This window comes from Pseudomonas promysalinigenes, from assembly GCF_014269025.2.
In the GTDB taxonomy this organism is placed as follows: domain Bacteria; phylum Pseudomonadota; class Gammaproteobacteria; order Pseudomonadales; family Pseudomonadaceae; genus Aquipseudomonas; species Aquipseudomonas promysalinigenes.
The window spans coordinates 2,505,498-2,521,791 of record NZ_CP077094.1 but is presented as its reverse complement, the minus strand read 5'-3'; the positions used below and the strand labels follow the sequence as shown (position 1 = coordinate 2,521,791).

The 16,294-nt window shown below is 60.2% G+C and carries 13 protein-coding genes; 6 read left to right on the top strand and 7 right to left on the bottom strand.

The genetic code is table 11. The features are described 5' to 3' along the window. Nucleotides 1–7: 7 nt before the first annotated feature. Complete coding sequence (locus tag HU725_RS11390) at nucleotides 8–289, bottom strand: peptidylprolyl isomerase (RefSeq protein ID WP_060477345.1); 282 nt, start codon at nucleotides 287–289, stop codon at nucleotides 8–10. A gap of 199 nt (nucleotides 290–488) precedes the next feature. Here HU725_RS11390 and HU725_RS11385 point away from each other — a divergent pair, with 199 nt between their 5' ends. Further along, nucleotides 489–3,188 (top strand): hypothetical protein, encoded by a 2,700-nt coding sequence (locus HU725_RS11385; RefSeq protein WP_186477290.1) that lies wholly within the window; start codon nucleotides 489–491, stop codon nucleotides 3,186–3,188. Between the two features lie 110 nt (nucleotides 3,189–3,298). On the opposite strand, the gene HU725_RS11380 is transcribed toward HU725_RS11385, so the two are convergent. Continuing rightward, on the bottom strand, nucleotides 3,299–4,381 hold the full coding sequence (locus HU725_RS11380; protein ID WP_186477289.1) for a 3-deoxy-7-phosphoheptulonate synthase: 1,083 nt from the start codon (nucleotides 4,379–4,381) through the stop codon (nucleotides 3,299–3,301). A gap of 605 nt (nucleotides 4,382–4,986) precedes the next feature. On the opposite strand from HU725_RS11380, the gene HU725_RS11375 reads away from it, so the two are divergent. Then, complete coding sequence (locus HU725_RS11375; protein WP_186477288.1) at nucleotides 4,987–6,072, top strand: metal-dependent hydrolase; 1,086 nt, start codon at nucleotides 4,987–4,989, stop codon at nucleotides 6,070–6,072. Nucleotide 6,073: 1 nt separating this feature from the next. Beyond that, the gene (locus HU725_RS11370; protein WP_186477287.1) at nucleotides 6,074–6,769 is read left to right on the top strand and encodes a TraX family protein; all 696 of its coding nucleotides are present in this window, start codon (nucleotides 6,074–6,076) and stop codon (nucleotides 6,767–6,769) included. Here HU725_RS11370 and HU725_RS11365 read toward each other — a convergent pair. Beyond that, complete coding sequence (locus HU725_RS11365; RefSeq protein WP_186477286.1) at nucleotides 6,766–8,286, bottom strand: FAD-dependent oxidoreductase; 1,521 nt, start codon at nucleotides 8,284–8,286, stop codon at nucleotides 6,766–6,768. The two genes, HU725_RS11370 and HU725_RS11365, sit on opposite strands and share 4 nt — an antisense overlap. A 128-nt stretch (nucleotides 8,287–8,414) precedes the next feature. Continuing rightward, nucleotides 8,415–9,743 carry an MFS transporter gene (locus HU725_RS11360; RefSeq protein WP_186477285.1) on the bottom strand — a complete coding sequence of 443 codons (1,329 nt, stop codon included), beginning with the start codon at nucleotides 9,741–9,743 and terminating at the stop codon, nucleotides 8,415–8,417. A 163-nt stretch (nucleotides 9,744–9,906) separates the two neighbouring features. Here HU725_RS11360 and HU725_RS11355 point away from each other — a divergent pair, with 163 nt between their 5' ends. Together HU725_RS11355 and HU725_RS11350 are read left to right on the top strand one after the other, a co-directional pair. After that, complete coding sequence (locus HU725_RS11355) at nucleotides 9,907–11,004, top strand: sugar diacid recognition domain-containing protein (protein ID WP_186477284.1); 1,098 nt, start codon at nucleotides 9,907–9,909, stop codon at nucleotides 11,002–11,004. 112 nt (nucleotides 11,005–11,116) lie between these two features. Then, nucleotides 11,117–12,256, top strand: a complete 1,140-nt coding sequence (locus tag HU725_RS11350) for a glycerate kinase (protein ID WP_186477283.1) — start codon at nucleotides 11,117–11,119, stop codon at nucleotides 12,254–12,256. Between the two features lie 81 nt (nucleotides 12,257–12,337). Here the strand turns inward: HU725_RS11350 and HU725_RS11345 are convergent, their stop codons facing one another. Continuing rightward, nucleotides 12,338–12,517, bottom strand: coding sequence for a CsbD family protein (locus HU725_RS11345; RefSeq protein ID WP_060477354.1), 180 nt, complete (start codon nucleotides 12,515–12,517; stop codon nucleotides 12,338–12,340). A gap of 74 nt (nucleotides 12,518–12,591) precedes the next feature. Continuing rightward, the gene (locus HU725_RS11340; protein ID WP_186477282.1) at nucleotides 12,592–13,578 is read right to left on the bottom strand and encodes a hypothetical protein; all 987 of its coding nucleotides are present in this window, start codon (nucleotides 13,576–13,578) and stop codon (nucleotides 12,592–12,594) included. Nucleotides 13,579–13,775: 197 nt separating this feature from the next. On the opposite strand from HU725_RS11340, the gene HU725_RS11335 reads away from it, so the two are divergent. Continuing rightward, on the top strand, nucleotides 13,776–15,251 hold the full coding sequence (locus tag HU725_RS11335) for a PAS domain S-box protein (RefSeq protein WP_186477281.1): 1,476 nt from the start codon (nucleotides 13,776–13,778) through the stop codon (nucleotides 15,249–15,251). A gap of 25 nt (nucleotides 15,252–15,276) precedes the next feature. Here HU725_RS11335 and HU725_RS11330 read toward each other — a convergent pair whose 3' ends face one another. Then, nucleotides 15,277–16,230, bottom strand: a complete 954-nt coding sequence (locus HU725_RS11330) for a site-specific integrase (RefSeq protein ID WP_186477280.1) — start codon at nucleotides 16,228–16,230, stop codon at nucleotides 15,277–15,279. Between the last annotated feature and the right edge of the window lie 64 nt (nucleotides 16,231–16,294).

Here is a 16,294-nt window from a genome sequence, read left to right as displayed (position 1 = left end):
CAGCAGATCAGTCCTGGCGGCTAGTGACTTCCAGCAGGTGGTAGCCGAACTGGGTTTTCACCGGGCCCTGGACGGTGTTGACTGGGGCGCTGAACACCACGGTGTCGAACTCCTTGACCATCTGGCCTGGACCGAACGAGCCCAGGTCACCGCCCTGGCGGCTGGACGGGCAGGTGGAGTTGGCCTTGGCGATTTCAGCGAAGTCGGCACCGTTTTCAATCTGGGTTTTGAGTTCGTTGCACTTCTCTTCAGTGCTGACGAGGATGTGACGTGCGGTAGCGCGTGCCATGGGTACTACTCCTTGAGGGGTAAAAACGGCAAGCCTAGCGCACTTGGCCAGTGAATGTCTCGTTGCGCTCGGGGGCAGCATTCTTGCGACAGACTCGCACACCGCATAACTGATATTTCTGCCAGTTGTTGGTGTAGCTGCCGGTTCCTAACCTGAGGCGGCACTTCCATCAATGCGCCAATGCGCAAGGGGCACCTCCATGGTTACCGCAGAGAGTCTCAAAGACCCGGTTTTCAGTGCAGCTGACGTCGTGCAGGATGATTCTGATGGCACGACGAGCGTTAAAGCCTCGCTCGATGTTTTTGCCAAGGCGATGAAGGCCAAGTACCCAAACGATCCGGCCGGCAAGGCTCCACGCCCCATGGTTTACGACGCGCTCAACGGGGTTTCTACTGCGGATCAGGGGATCAGCGTTGCCTTGCTTGAAGACGATGACGCTGGCTTGTTGGTCATTGTCCCAGCTTATCCGGGCATGAAGGATGGCCATAGCTTACGTTTGGCTTGGGGGCTGGCCATCGTTGGGAGCGCCAAGGTGACCGAGGCCGATGTGGGGTCTTATGTGAGTATCCGCGTGCCCCCTGAAAAAGTCCCCAAGGGCCAAAGCCGTTTACGCTATTACGTCACCACGGGTCTGAAAGTGTTCACGACCTCTCTGGAGACCATCACCTTGTTGCGTATGGGCCAGCCAGGCGTGCTTGGCGCTCAGGGCGTAGATGAGGAATTGGCTGCTCCTGTTGTCGAGTTGCCGGCATCCAAGGTGGTGGGGCCTGCGCAAGCCAAAGCCAAGGTCAAAGTGCACATCCCGGCTTACCTCAACAAACAGAATCTTGACCGGATTACCCTGTTCTGGGGCGACCAGACGATCGCACACGTGGTGACGGTGAAGAGCAAAGCCGATGAAAGTACGCCGGTGATCATCGAGGTGGATGAGAGCGTGATCAAGGCGGCGGGCGATAGCGAATTCTTGCCGGTTTACTACTTTGTGACCGACGAAGTTGGCAACGAGTCCGAATGGTCAGCCGATGCGCTAGTCAACGTGAAGGTGCAGCCAGTCGAGTTGGCAGCCGCCCCTGTATTGCTGGACCGAAATGGTAGCGTGAATACTTCTGGTCTGGTGGACTTGGGCGATTTGGGCGCGGACCACCTTGCGGTGCAGGCTAAGGGTGACTTCAAAGCCGGTGACAGCATTGCGCTGAACTGGACGGGTTTGAGCGACGCCGGCCAATCGCTAGCGAAGGTTTACGGCCCTCAGGCATTGGCCAAAGACAGCACTGCGCTGACTTTCAAGGTGCCAATCGATGTACTTGCCGCCCTGACCGGCGGCAGTGCGCGGGTAACTTACACACTCACCCGTAATGGCGTTAGCAGCACGTCAAAAGTCGCTGTGGTCGATATTCAGGGTGAACCGATCGGGCTACCGGCACCTGTCCTGAACAAAGACAAGAACCTGGATCACTGGATCGAGGCCGATCATGCCTTTGTTCATGTGTTGATTCCTATTGAAGCTGCGCTGCTGGAAGAGGACGAGGTGACTGTGCATGTAGTGGGTACCGCCTCCGATGCCAGCGTCAAGGCCTTGAGCAGCAAAATGTTCCGTATGACCGCTAAACGGGTAGGAAAAGTGCTGCCCATCAATTTAAAGGGTGCAACGTTCATCAAGCCTTTCGACGGTGGCTGGGTGGATGTGTCGTATGCAGTCAAACGGGGCACCCTCGTGCTGCGCTCTGAAGTGGTCAGGTATTACCTGGGCGAACCTGCCAGCACGCTGGCTGCACCGACGACGGACCCGCTACTGGCCAAAGGCCTGGTTGACCCAACGCTGCCAGAATATGAATACGACATGCAGATCGTCATCCCTGCCGACCAGGTAACACCGACTCCCTGTACAGTAACCTTGTACTGGGAAACCTCCGATGGTGAATACTACGAGGACGAACAGGTGCTCGGAGCAGGTGATGAAGTGAGCCCGTTCATGGTGCCTGCCGAACACCTCACTTACAAAGGCGATAAACCGAACAAAGTGTGGGTCTACTACGTTGTCGATTGGGAAGACAAGCCCAGCGAGGCTTCAGAAGACTTCGAGTTCAGTATCGGCACCCAACAGGCCGTGGCGAAATTGCCACCAGCGCTGAGCCTTCCCGGAGTCAAAGGCGGCAACCTGGACCTTGGCAAGGTCGCTACAGGTGGGTTGGTGGTAGAGATACCGCAGTATGAAGGCATGGCGGTCGGCGACAAGATACGCATCAAATTTGATAATTTGACCGTCAAGGAGCACACGGTTGCAAGTATAGGTAAACAGACCATCAACCTGACCTCAGCTGACCTTACGCCGGTAAGCGGTCTGAAAAACGCGGTGATGACCTACGAGGTGGAGCACTATCCCTCGGGTGCAAAAACAACATCCCAACCATTGCCCGTGGGGATTTCCGGACAGCTGAAAATCCCCAGCTACAACCGCACTGAAACGTTCGGAACTGGAACCGGGCAGTATGCAATGGTCCGGGGTAAAGAATATAAATACCCTGCTGCTGATGTACGACTTGACAGTGGTTTGGGCTGGATCATGTCTACGCGCGAGGCGATACACTTACCCGTAAGCGGATGCGTGATAGCCGGGCATTTCGGTAGTACAGTGAGTTTCTTCCTCAAAAACCCCGTCACCTCATTCTCTTTTGATTTCACCACGGTTTCAGGGAGTGAGGTGAAAATTATCGACGACTCTGGGAAGGTCATCGATACGCTGCCGATGCCTACACCATCCGCGTCTCCGCCCAAAGGCTATACAGTCTATACGGCTCGCTTTAGCTACTCGACCACAGGGGCTGCGGTCTCGCATTTTCAGGTCGTGAATATGAGTAAAACCAGAAATACGATTTATATAGACAACCTGCGCTATTGACCTGAGCGTTGGCTTGGGGGCTGTGCAGTCGCGTATGTAACTGTCTCGTTGCAGTCTGCTTTGCAACGAGACAGTTATTCCAACTACCGCCGGACCTTTAGCGAGGATCGTTATCGCTTGGCCGACCCAGTCTCCAGCTGGCAGTTGGCATGCATCAGCAGGTGTTCAGTCGCAGCCCAACCCAAACAGCCGTCGGTGATTGAAACACCATACTCGAGCGCCTCTTTTTCCAACGCCTGACAGCCATCGAACAGATGCCCTTCAAGCATCACACCGACTATGCAACGGTCACCTGCCAGACGCTGAGCCAGAACGTCCTCGAACACAGCTGGCTGGCGGGCAGGGTCTTTGCCGCTGTTGGCGTGGCTGCAATCGACCACGATTCTTGGCTGCAAGCCGGCCTTCACCAGACCCTGGCGTGCCTGGGCAATGCTGTTGGCATCGTAGTTCGGGCCCTTGTGGCCGCCACGCAGCACCAGATGCGTATCCGGGTTGCCCAACGTCTCGATGATTGCCGGGTAGCCTTGGGCATCCATGCCGAAATGGCGGTGCGGTGCGGCGGCGCTGCGCATGGCATCGCATGCGATGCCGATGCCGCCGTCGGTGCCATTTTTGAAGCCCACCGGCAGTTCCAGCCCGCTGACCATTTCACGATGGATCTGCGACTCGGTCGTACGTGCGCCAATTGCCGCCCAGGCCAGCAGGTCGTCGAAATAGCCGGCGGCCATCGGTTGCAGCAATTCCGTGGCGATCGGCAGGCCACGTTCGAGCATGCTCAGCATCAAGCCGCGGGACAGGGCGATGCCGGCATGCATGTCGTCACTGCCGTCCAGGTGCGGGTCGTAGGCCAGGCCTTTCCAGCCCACCGTAGTGCGAGGTTTCTCCACGTAGGCGCGCATTACCAGCAGCATGTGTTCATCGACCTTACGGCTCAATGCGGCCAACCGATCGGCATATTCCAAGGCCGAGCGCGGGTCGTGGATAGAGCAGGGGCCAACGATCACCAACAGGCGCTCATCGTGGCCCTCGAGGATGGCGCGGATGGCCTGGCGTTGATTGTGGACTTGCTGGGCGAGTTCAGTTTGCAGCGGCATCTGCTGTTTGAGCAGGTGCGGGCTGGGCAGGCGCCGACTGACAGTGGTATTGGCAGCTTGTGGCTGGGACAGGTTCAGTGCGAGGTTGGAGGCTTGCATGGCTTGTGTTCCCTGGGCGGACGGCGGGTTCTGGCCCGCGCTGTCGGCCCTATCGAGGTGTTCGACTATTCGTTGAATGATGCGCTGCAGCGTTGCCACCGATGAGCGACCGATCGGAGGCGGCAGGCTGGCCCGAACGGGATTGGCTAAATCGCCAGGCAGCGGTGCTTGGGTAGTGATAAGTGACGTAGTTCATGAATCTGTCCTCTGTTCGAATCGGTGAAAATACAATGGCCTTGAAAGCAAAAACCCCCGGTCGGGAAGCCGACCGGGGGTTTGAGTATTCTCATGTTCGGCGGCCCCTCGAAGGTGGGCGCCGGATGGGTGTCGGCGCCTAGTGGCTAAACCAATACCCGAAATAAAAACTGGCAGCAGCCTGGCAACCAGCCACGGCCAACACAGGGCGCAGGTTGCGACCGGTGAGGTTAGCGTGGTTGTGGGTGAGTGGCGGCATGTTGCTCTCCAGTGAATGGCATCGAGCTTACTTCAAGCCCTACGCAGTGTTCAATGCATAAATGCTATTGCGCCGATAACCAAGTGGCACTGATTGCGTACGGGTCTGTCCGAAAGGTAGGTTTGGTCAATTGCCTACCAGGAAGTATCCTTTGGACTCCATCACTCAAGCCGTACTCGGCGCAGCTCTGCAAGGCGCGGTGCTTGGCCGTATCCAAGGCCGTCGTGCGCTGGTTTACGGCGCCGTACTGGCAACTGTGCCCGACCTCGACGTGGTCATTCGCTACGCCGATCCGGTGTCGCAGATGACCTATCATCGCGGCTTCTCTCACTCGATCTTCGTGCTCACAGGGCTGGCCTTGCTACTGGCCTGGATGGTGAGTGCAGCCGCCCGACGGCGCTGGCCCGATAAGGGTTACAGTCTGACAAGGCTGTTTCTGGCATTCTGGCTGGTGCTGGTGACGCACCCTATCCTGGATGCTTTCACCGTCTATGGAACGCAGCTGTTCTGGCCGCTGCACCTCACGCCGCAAAGCTGGGCGGCGGTATTCATCATCGATCCGCTGTATACCGTGCCGCTGCTGTTAGCGGTGCTCTACGCCGCTTTCAAAGGGTTGGAGGGTCGAGCTGTACGGGTATTGAGCCTGGCTCTGGCGATCAGCACCGCTTACCTCGGGTTCGGCCTTGCTTCGCGCATGGCGGCCGAACAGCGCTTGCAACTGGCGCTGGAAGAAAAGGGAATCCAACCCAGTGAGGTGCGTGCCGTGCCGATCGCTTTCAACAGCCTGATCTGGCGCGTACTGGCCAAGACACCAGACGGTTACTACTACGAAGGCATCAGCAGTATCTTCGACCGCCAATCGCCGGAGATGCAGCGCCTGCCACTGAATCAAGCCTTGGGTGAGGCACTCCACAATGCGCCGTTGCTCGAACGCTTACGCTGGTTTACAGGGGGCTGGCTACGCTTTGATGTTATCGGCAACGACCTGGTGGTCAGCGACCTGCGCATGGGCCTACCTGGCAACTATACGTTCCGCTTCAACATGGCCCACCGCGATGGTCAGGGCCAGTGGGTGAGCGACACACCCACTCGTTGGGTCGGGCCTGGTGTCGGCGCGATGATTGCCAACGGCGAGCTGACACTGATCTGGCGACGCATATTTGATCAGCAACCGCCCTTGCCATTGGCCGCCTGGACTGGCAGCTATCAAGGTCAGGCCAGCGAGCAAGAGCCCTAGGGTGCGCTCGGCGGGGCTGGACCTGGTCAAGTGGGTGGCGATCATCACAATGGTTGTCGACCACCTACGGTATATATGGCCAGAAGCTCAGGCCTTGTTCATCGTAGGCAGGTTTGCCTTTCCCTTGTTCTGCCTGGCCGTGGCCACCAATGTGGCGCGCGGTGGCACGATCAACCTGCGCTACCTTGGCTGGCTGCTGGTGTTTTCAGTGCTGTCCGAGGGGCCCTATCGTTGGGTAGAGCCGGACTCGCAAACCCTCAACATCATTCCAACGCTGACCCTGGGGTTATTGATCGCTTGGGGTGTGCAGCACCGGCAGATCGGCGTGCAGTTGGTAGGGCTGGCAGCCTCGATGGTAGGGGCCGTCTTTAGCGGACACTTGATGTACGGCCTCCCGGGGGCGCTGCTGCCCGCGGGCTGGTTGGTAGCGCGCCGCCTAGGGGGGCTTTCCTGGTTGCTGCCAGGCGCGCTCGCTGTGGCGGGCAATTTGACCAACAGCTGGCTGCGTGAGCATCTCGGCGCATCGATAACCTGGATGACCATGGCCTCTGCGGCGCTGGCCATACCCCTCGGTTGGCGGCTTTTACAGGTTGAGCACTGGCCAGTGCCTGCAGTGCGGCGATGGGGCTATCTGTTCTATCCAGTGCATCTATTGCTGATACAGCTGTGGATCCAGGCCCACGGCTTGCGCCTTTAGCCGATCAACTTCAGGGCATCATCAAGGCTCAGAGGCTGTTTCATCCTTTGTGACAGCATTGCCATGGCATCCGAATAACCATTGGCGATCACGGCTTGCACCCGTTCACCGGTGCATTGCAGCGCCAGAAACTCTCCCGTTTCTGGCGCCCCGACGAACTCGATGCGGTCCCAATCCTGAGCATGCCCGAGCATCTCGTAAGTGCGCCCGTGATGGTACGTCCAAAAGAATGGCACATCATCGTAGCGGCGATGCTCACCCAGCATGTTCATGGCGGCTATGACCCCGTGCTGCTGCGCCAGACGCCAGTGTTCGATACGCACGGGCGTCCCTGCGCAGGGGAAGGTCACCAGATCGCCAGCGCCCCAAAGCCCGTGCGCGACCCTAAGCTCGGCGTCTACCTGTAATGAATGGTCTTCGCTCAGTTGGACACCTTGCACACAACCAGTGGCCGGCCTGACACCCGTGCCAAGTACTACAACCGAAGCTGCGAGCCGTTCGCCGTTGGCTAATTGCACGGCCTCGACGCTCCCGTCACCGAGAAAACGCTCGACCTCGGTTGGGGCATGGAACGTGACGCCTTTGCGTTCATGCAGCATACGAATGCTGTGGCCAATTCGATCACCGAGTTGATTGGCCAAAGGAACTTCGTGCCGGGCGACCACATGTACCTTCGCGCCATATTTTTGCAGCGCCGAAGCCGCCTCCAGGCCGATGAAACCATCACCTACCACCACCACAGGTTTGCCCGGTTCGGCGGCATCGAGCAGGCGGGCGGCGTCTTCGCGTGAGCGCAAAGTCATGATGCCTTGCAGGTCGATACCTGGCAGGTTTGGGCGTAGAGGTATAGCGCCAGTGGCTAGCAAGGCAGCGTCATAATCGATGTGATGGCCGTCGGCGAGGGTGATGCGTTGCTTTTTCGCATCCAAGCTACGTACTTTGCCGATACGCCGGTCCAGTTGGCCCCTGCGCAATTGCTCAGGCTCCAACAGTGAAGGGACCTCGTCCGGCGACAGCTCGCCGGAAATGACGAATTTGCTGAGGGCGGTGCGGTCGTAGGCGGGGTGGCGCTCCTGGTCCAGCCATATCAGACGCCCGCCAAAGCCATGATCGAGCAGCGTTGCTACGGCTGCAGAGCCTGCGGCACCTGCACCGACCACCACGAAAGTGCGCGCATCACTACGTCTGGGCGGCTCGCTTCTGGGTAGCGGCTGGTCATCAACCCATACTTCACCGTCTTCGACCCACGCCCGATATCTGCGCAGGCCAGCCAGCGCCGGCGGTTCGCACACCGAACCGTCTTTGATCGCGAAGGCGGCCTTGTGCCAAGGGCAAACCAAAACACCTGCGCAGATCAGGCCCTCTTCCAACGGCGCGCCCGCGTGTGGACAGTTGCCTTGGAAGGCATGGATTTCGTTGCCCTGGCGTACGAGAATCACTTCCTCGCTGCCGGCCTGTACGCGCATAGGGCGCTTGGCGTCGAGTTGATCGAAACGGGCCACGGCATGCTGGGTCATAGAGCTGCTCCACAGAGGGCTTTGGAGCTTTGACGCCTGGGGTGTGCACCGGATGCATTGACCTGACGATCGGTGCCGCAGGCTTAAGCTGTTGCGGCGGCTCGGTACCCGCAGCCGCCGCATGGGGCTCAGTGAGCCCGAACCATGCCCCTTGCGCCAGCCCGCGTGACCCGCAAGGCCACAAGACTGCCCAAGACGATCAGCGCTGCCAGGGAGTACAGGGCAGCGTCGGTCGAACCGGTCTGGTCCTTGATGAAGCCCACCAGGTACGGGCTCAAAAAGCCCGCCATCTGCCCAACCGAGTTGATGATCGCCAAACCTGCGACCGCTGCGCTTGCGCTCAGCAGCGCCGTGGGCATCGGCCAGAACATCGGTAGCCCGGTCAGTGCGCCCATGGTAGCGATCGACAATCCCAGGATGGCAATGGTTGGGTTGCCGGCAAAATTGACTGCGATAAGCAGGCCCACAGCGCCCATCAACATCGGCACCACCAGGTGCCAACGGCGCTCATTGCGCAGGTCCGCCGAGCGGCCGCACAGAATCATGAACACACCGGCCAGCAGATAGGGAATGGCGCTAAGCCAGCCGATCAGCAGGGGGTTGTCGAAGCCCATGTTCTTGATGATTGAAGGCAGCCAGAAGTTGATTGCATACACACCGCTCTGGATGCAGAAATACACGAACCCGAAGGTCCAGATCAGCGGGTTGCGCAGTACCGCCAGGACGCTGTCGCCGGCAGTGCTTGGTTTGCAGGCGGCATCGGCTGCGAGGTCAGCTTCGATCAACTGGCGCTCGGCTGGGCTCAGCCAAGCGGCTTTCTGATAACCATCGCTGAGCAGCTTGATGGCCAACAAGCCAAGCGCAACGGTTGGCAGGCCTTGGATCAGGAACATCCATTGCCAACCGGCAAGCCCGTGCTGGCCAGCGGCGAAATGCTCGAGAATCCAGCCAGAGAAAGGTCCGCCCAGCAGCCCAGACACAGGGATGGCCGACATGAACAGGGCCATGATTCGGCCGCGGCGGTCGGTGGGGAACCAGCGCGAAAGGTAAAGCACCACGCCAGGGAAGAAGCCCGCTTCCGCGGCCCCGGTGAGCAGGCGCAGGGTATAGAACTCGGTGGGGGTGGTGACGAACAGCAGGCAAGTCGACAGGCTTCCCCAGGCGATCATCATGGCAGCAATCCAGCGCCGCGGGCCGAAGCGGTTGAGCGCAAGATTGCTCGGCAGGCCGCAGAGCACATAGCCGATGAAGAAAATGCCGGCACCAAGGCCGTACACGGTTTCACTGAATTTGAGTGCATCAAGCATCTGTAGCTTGGCAAAGCCAACGTTGACGCGGTCCAGGTAATTGAACAGGTAGCAGATGAAAATGAACGGGATCAGTCGCAGGGTGATGCGCCGGTACAGCGCGTTGCGGGTGATATCGTTGCCTTGGTCAGAGGCTGGGCTGTGTGCCATGATCGGATTCTCTGTTGTTATGATTGTCGCCGCGTCGCCTGTGCCGGCGCTCGCCCTGTCGAGTCTCGGGGAGTGTGGCGCGGCTGTCTTTGTGCGTTTGCACAGCGTATCGTGCCCGGCGCTGTGCCATATCACAAAAGCTGACACGATTAAGGACCGCTGAATGTTCGAACTGGACCATGACCTGGCACAAGATATCGTCGATCGAGCGATGGCCATCTTGCCGTGCAATGTCAATGTCATGGACAGCCAAGGTCTGATCCTGGGCAGTGGTGAGCCTGAGCGTATCAATACCCGCCATGAAGGCGCGCAACTGGTCCTCGCCAATGGGCGGGTAGTCGAGCTAGACACAGACGCCGCCAGGTGCCTCAAGGGCGTCCAGCCTGGGGTCAACCTGCCGCTGATGCTGGACGGCCGCTTGATTGGCGTACTGGGCCTGACTGGCGAGCCGCAGCAGTTGCGAACCTACGGCGAACTAGTGCGCATGACCGCAGAAATGCTCTTGGCTCAGCGGCACCTGCAGGTCGAGCAGCAGTGGCGGCGTCAGCGGTGCGACGATTTGCTGGCGTTGTTGCTCGGCGCCAATGGCGATTCGCCAAGGCTGTTGGACGAGGCCCAGCAATTGGGCCTCAAACCCCACCTGCCGCGGGTGCCATGCCTGTTCGAGCTGCACCTTGGCGCACCGGCTGAAACCCTGTCCGCCTGGTTGATGAGCCGATACCCGGACAGCTGGTGCGTCAGCCCGTCACGCCAGTCGCTGCTCTGGTGCCGGCCAGCGGCACAGGTGCTGGACGAAACACGCCTGATCGAGCGCCTGCAACGCCATGGCTGGGATGTCGAGCGTGTGGCGCTTGGCAACCCGGCGCAAAGCCTTGAGCAACTGCGGCGAGGTTACCGGCGCGTGCGGGACTTGCTGGCCTACGGCCGCGAGGTGTTGCCCCATGTTCGTCTGCTCAGCCTGGCTCGCTATCGTCTGCCAGCCCTGCTGTGGCGCCATCGCAACGAAGATGCCCTGGACGAGTTGCTTGAACCGCTCCAGCGCATCCGCGCACGTGATGCCAGTGGTCAGTTGCTGATCACATTGCGGGCCTGGTGCGCGCACGATGGGCAGAGCCAAGCCTGCGCCGATGCATTGGGTATCCACCGCAATAGCCTGCGCTACCGCCTTGAACGTATCGCTGAACTGGGCGAAGTGGACCCACTGCGCCTGGAAGGCATGCTAAGCCTGTACCTGGGTCTGCAGCTGCTGCCGGTCGAGTGAGCGCTGGCGCAGGCATTTGCCCAAACAACGGTAGCCGCCAATTGTGCATCCGACTGAGGCCGGCGCGCTGCTCAACTGTCAGCATGCCAGGCATCAGGACAGGAGAATCCCCATGAAAGTCGTCATCGCCCCGGACTCGTTCAAGGACAGCCTCGACGCTGCTGGCGTCGCCGACGCCATCGCCAAAGGCCTCGGCGAAGTGTGGCCCGCTGCCGAATTGGTCAAATGCCCAATGGCTGATGGTGGCGAAGGCACCATGGAAGCGATCCTCGCCGCCAGTGAAGGTGAGCTGCGTCGCCAGAGCGTACGTGGGCCGCTGGGGCAAACCGTGCTGGCCGGCTGGGGCTGGCTGCCGCAAAGCCGAACGGCAGTGATTGAAATGGCTCAGGCCAGCGGCATCCAGCTAGTTCCAAGCGACCAGCGAGATGCCTGTCGCAGCAGCACCTGGGGTACCGGCGAGCTGATTGGCGCCGCGCTGGCGGCCGGAGCCCAGCGTATCGTACTGGCCATAGGCGGCAGCGCCACCAATGACGGCGGCAGCGGAATGCTACGGGCCCTTGGCATGCGTTTGCTTGATGCTCATGGGCACGCACTGGAGGAGGGTGGCTTGGATCTGGCGCGTCTTGCCCGTATCGACGCCAGTGGCCTGGATCCCCGCCTGGCCGAGGTGCAGGTCGAGGTAGCAGCCGATGTCGATAACCCGTTATGTGGCGCCAATGGTGCCTCGGCTATTTTCGGCCCGCAAAAGGGCGCCAATCCCGAGCAAGTGCAGGCCTTGGATCAGGCTCTCGGCCATTTCGCCGACCACTGCGCGCAGCTTTTGGGTGAGGACGTGCGTGAATACCCTGGGTGCGGCGCGGCAGGGGGGATGGGTTTTGCCGCCAAGGCATTCATGGGTGCGCGGTTTCGCCCAGGTGTCGAGGTAGTTGCCGAACTGGCTGGGCTTGATGCCTTGATGCGCGACGCCGACCTGGTCATCACCGGTGAAGGGCGCTTCGATGCCCAGACCCTTCGCGGCAAAACGCCAATGGGCGTTGCACGGGTAGCCAAGCGTCATGCAGTGCCAGTGGTGGTGCTGGCTGGAACCTTGGGCGACGGTTACCAGCAGCTTTATGCTCACGGCATCGATGCAGCTTTTGCCTTGGCCAGCGGGCCGATGACTTTGCAACAGGCTTGCGCGAACGCCGCACAGCTGTTGCAGCATCGCGCCGCTGACATTGCCCGCCTCTGGCAATCGGCTTCACGCAAATAACCACGCTCGCGCCCTAGCCCCTGCTTGAAAAAAACGAACGGCCGCCCGAGGGCGACCGTTCGTTTTCAACCAGCGATTGCGTCAGTCTTTGCTGACGGCATCTTTAACGTCACCCACCACTTGCTGGGCTTCACCCTTTTTCTCCTGCAACTTGCCCTTGACTTCAAGCTCTGTATTGCCAGTGGCCTTGCCGACAGCTTGCTTGATCTTGCCGACGGCTTCGTTGGCCATGCCTTTAACTTTGTCCGAAGTGCTGCTCATGGAGATTCTCCTTCAATGATCATCAGTTAACATCGGGTGGTTCAGATAGGCGTAGTTGGGTCTGGACTGCTCTATCACTCAACAATCACCTGGGGCTGCCGTGACGACAGTGCGAAGCGACCGACGGCAAAGCTCAGGGCGGCACCGATCAACAAGGTCACCAGGGTGCCCCAGGCCGCTTTCGAGACGTTGCTGGCGGCAACTTCGGCAGCCTCACGTGCCTGCTGCTCTGCCTGCTCCTTCAGCGCTTTGACCTGTTCGGCAGCTTGCGCATACGCCTGGGCATAGTTGTCCACCACCTGCTCAGCCTCCTGCTGGTTTTTGCCGGTGCGGGCCGCGACGATATTGACCAAGGCTTGTTTGTCTGCAGCGCTCAGGGCAGGCTCACCCGCTTTGCGCACGCGCTCGAACCATTGCTTGAGCTGGTCGATCGCCAAGGTAGGGTTTTCAGCTGCCACTTGACCTGCCGACTCACCTTGGGCCTGTGCCTGATCGGCCTTGTTCTGCAGCGTCGAAGGGTTCAGCTCGGGTTTGCCGGTCTGTTCCAGGGTCTTGTTCAACTCCGCTTCCAGGCTATCCCAGTCCAGCGAGATGCCACGTTTGTCGAGCTGATCTTTGATGCCTTGGCCAACCCCCGGCGCTGCGGCGGCCACACCGTCGGCAGCGAGCGATAGGCCTTTGCCGGCGATATTGCCAGCGGTGCCAACCACGCTACCGGCCAGCGACGCCAACAGCCAGGTAGCCATCAACGTGGTGATTGTCCAGCTCAACAGGCCATGCAGGCCACCACGGGTCGGTGCGGTACGCCCAGCCACCCAGGCACCGGCTGCTACCGACACCAGCGTGCTGACGAACAACCAAACCCCTGCGCCCGTACCGAAGCCTCGCAAGGGGTTACCTTCGGCCGTGGGGTCTACGGCGCCTGCACCAATTGCTGTGCCCAGCACACTCAGCACCAGGTAGCTGGCCAAGGCGATGGCGCCGCCTGCGAACACGGCGCTCCAGGATACCCGCAGCGAGCTGACAGCGTTGGCTGGGGCGGTCACATACGATTGAGTCATCTATGCATCCTCGAGATGAAGAGTGGAAGTACCAGCAACTGCTAGCGCTAGTGCAACGTCAGGGTCAGTTTGCCGGTCTCATGCAAGGCTGTGATGGCGCATCTGCACCGGATCGATTAGTGCATTGGCACCACCCTAGGCCTGATTGCAGCGTTATATGCTCCAGTCACTACCCAAACATGCTTTGGAGAACTGCCATGAGCGATGCCGTGCTCTCCCGGGAAACCAATCGCCGTCAGCTCCAGCAAATCATCGCCGGGCTGTCCGACGGTGTGATCCTGCTGGAAGTCGACCAATCGATAATCTGGGCCAACGAGGCCGCGCTGCGTATGCATGGGGTCGACAGCCTGGAGCAACTAGGAGGCAACGCCGAGGCTTACCGCGCGCGCTTCGCCCTGCGTTACCGCAACAACCACCCGCTGGAGCCCGAGCAGTACCCAATGGCGCGGGTGGCTGCAGGCGAGGTGTTCAGCGACGTAGTTGTGGAGGTGGCGCGGGTCGATGATGAGGAGCAGCGCAGCCGGGTTCACCGCGTGCGCAGCATGGTGCTGACCGACAGCCGAGGTGAAGCTGAATCTCTGGTGCTGATCATTGCCGATGCCACCGAGTGGGCCAGCGCCGAGCAGCGTTTCGAAAAAACCTTCAATGCCAACCCGGCGCCTGCGGTCATCTGCAGGCTCAGCGATTTGCGTTTCATCAAAGTCAATCAGGGCTTTTTGGAGATGACCGGGCACGTGCGAGAAAACGTGATCGGTAGGTCTGTTTACGAGGTGGACGTACTAGAGAACGCAGAGCGCAAAGAGCTGGCGATCGAGCGGCTGATCGAGGGCGCGACCATTCCCCAGATGCAGGCCGAACTGCGCTTACCCGATGGCGGCACGAAGCTGGTCATCGTGGCTGGACAGCCGTTGGACATGCATGAGGAAGATTGCATGTTGTTCTCGTTCACCGACCTTGAGCCACGGCGCAAGGCGGAAAATGCCCTGCGTCAGAGCGAGGAGCGTTTTGCCAAGGCGTTTCGCCTGAGCCCCGTGCCAACGCTGTTGTGCAGCGCAGATCGGCAGCAGCTGATCGATGCCAATGATGCGTTTCTTCAAACGCTCGGTTACACCGCCCAGGAGTCGATCGGCAGGACCGTGGCTGAAATGGATTTTTTCGAAGATAAACGCGCTACCTCTCAGATCTTCGATATGTTGGAGAAGACCGGGCGCATAGAGTCGTTAGACCTGAACCTGCGAAAAAAAACCGATGAGCGCCTGGACTGTGTCCTGCAGGCCGACAGCGTTAGCCTGCAGGACACCCCCTGCTACCTGTTGGTTCTGATGGACATCACCGAACGCAAGCGCTCAGAGTTGGAACTCGTCGAGGCGATCGAGGCGGTCATGAAAGATGCGTCGTGGTTCAGCCAGACCTTGATAGAGAAGCTGGCCAATGCCAAACGCATCAACACCGGCCGTTTACCTGACGCTTCGTTCACCGACCTGACACGCAGAGAGCGTGAGGTCTTGGCGCTGATCTGCGAAGGCCTTGCCGACAAAGAGATAGCCTCGCGATTGAACCTGGCCCTCAACACAGTGCGCAACCATGTGTCCACGGTGTACTCCAAGCTCGATGTGCACAGCCGCAGTGAAGCGATGGTCTGGGCTAGGGAGCGCAGGCTGTTCGTAGGTTGAGCTCCACTCTCGACAGCTACTGCGTTCAAGGCGTGAGCGCTTTGATCGGGGCGCTTTGCGGCAACACGGCCAGCTCGCCAAAGCCCTGTGCAGCATCGATGTAGCGCAAGGCCGACTTGGCATCCTTCCAGCCAACGTAGCTCATCAGCGCCTTGAGCTCCCAGCCGTTGGCGGTCGCCCAGGTGGCAAAGCCGCGGCGCAGGGAATGGCTGGTGTACAGCGTGCCCGGCACGCCTGCGCGCTGCAGCATACGCTGCAGCATGCCGACCAGGCTGTTGCTGTGCAGCGGCAGGTCGCCAAGGTTGCCCCAGCGGTCGAGCTTGCGAAAAACCGGGCCATGGGCGATGCCCGCCACCTCCAGCCACTGCAGATAGGCCGTGACTGGGCAGAGTGTTTTCAATGCCGGGGTTCGGTGTTGCACGCCAAGAGCCTCGCGGTCACCCTTGCTGCGAGGCAGGTACAGCGTTATGCCAACACCAGCCTCGGCGCGAATGTGCTGCACCTGCAGGCGTGCCAGTTCATCCCCGCGAAAGCCGCGCCAGAAGCCGAGTAACAATAAGGCGGTGTCCCGGCGAGCTCGGCGCAGGGTTGCCAGGTCATGGCAGTCACGGGCCTGCCTGGCCTCTGCCTCGAAGCAGTCGACGGCCGTTTGCAGGTGTTGCAGCAGTAAGGGTGCGGCCTGCCTGGGTGGCGTTGGGTGCAGGGTGCGGATGCCGCGCAGTACCTTGCGCACCAATGGCGCTTTGGTCGGGTCGGGGAAGCCTTGGCTGATGTGCCATTGGCTCAGCGCGGCAAGGCGTTGGCGCAGGGTGCTGACCGCGTGCTGCTCGGCATGGTCGGCCAGATAGCGGGCGATGCTCTCGGCCGTGGCGGGCAAGAAACCACCCCAGTGGACCTCGAAATGTTCGATGGCGGCCCGGTAGCTGCGCCGAGTGTTGTCACGGGTAGCGGCGCGGACGTAACGCTCGATGTCGGTCATGGGAGTGTGGCCAGCTTCGTATTGCCGACACCATACCGCCTAACGCGTTGCCTGTCCGGTCTGG

Excerpts from the sequence above, each read along its gene's own strand:
- HU725_RS11345 (WP_060477354.1), bottom strand. The coding sequence starts at position 12,517 with ATGAGCAGCACTTCGGACAAAGTTAAAGGCATGGCCAACGAAGCCGTC.
- HU725_RS11340 (WP_186477282.1), bottom strand. The coding sequence starts at position 13,578 with ATGACTCAATCGTATGTGACCGCCCCAGCCAACGCTGTCAGCTCGCTG.
- HU725_RS11385 (WP_186477290.1), top strand. The coding sequence starts at position 489 with ATGGTTACCGCAGAGAGTCTCAAAGACCCGGTTTTCAGTGCAGCTGAC.
- HU725_RS11335 (WP_186477281.1), top strand. The coding sequence starts at position 13,776 with ATGAGCGATGCCGTGCTCTCCCGGGAAACCAATCGCCGTCAGCTCCAG.
- HU725_RS11380 (WP_186477289.1), bottom strand. The coding sequence starts at position 4,381 with ATGCAAGCCTCCAACCTCGCACTGAACCTGTCCCAGCCACAAGCTGCC.
- HU725_RS11355 (WP_186477284.1), top strand. The coding sequence starts at position 9,907 with ATGTTCGAACTGGACCATGACCTGGCACAAGATATCGTCGATCGAGCG.
- HU725_RS11365 (WP_186477286.1), bottom strand. The coding sequence starts at position 8,286 with ATGACCCAGCATGCCGTGGCCCGTTTCGATCAACTCGACGCCAAGCGC.
- HU725_RS11360 (WP_186477285.1), bottom strand. The coding sequence starts at position 9,743 with ATGGCACACAGCCCAGCCTCTGACCAAGGCAACGATATCACCCGCAAC.
- HU725_RS11330 (WP_186477280.1), bottom strand. The coding sequence starts at position 16,230 with ATGACCGACATCGAGCGTTACGTCCGCGCCGCTACCCGTGACAACACT.
- HU725_RS11350 (WP_186477283.1), top strand. The coding sequence starts at position 11,117 with ATGAAAGTCGTCATCGCCCCGGACTCGTTCAAGGACAGCCTCGACGCT.
- HU725_RS11390 (WP_060477345.1), bottom strand. The coding sequence starts at position 289 with ATGGCACGCGCTACCGCACGTCACATCCTCGTCAGCACTGAAGAGAAG.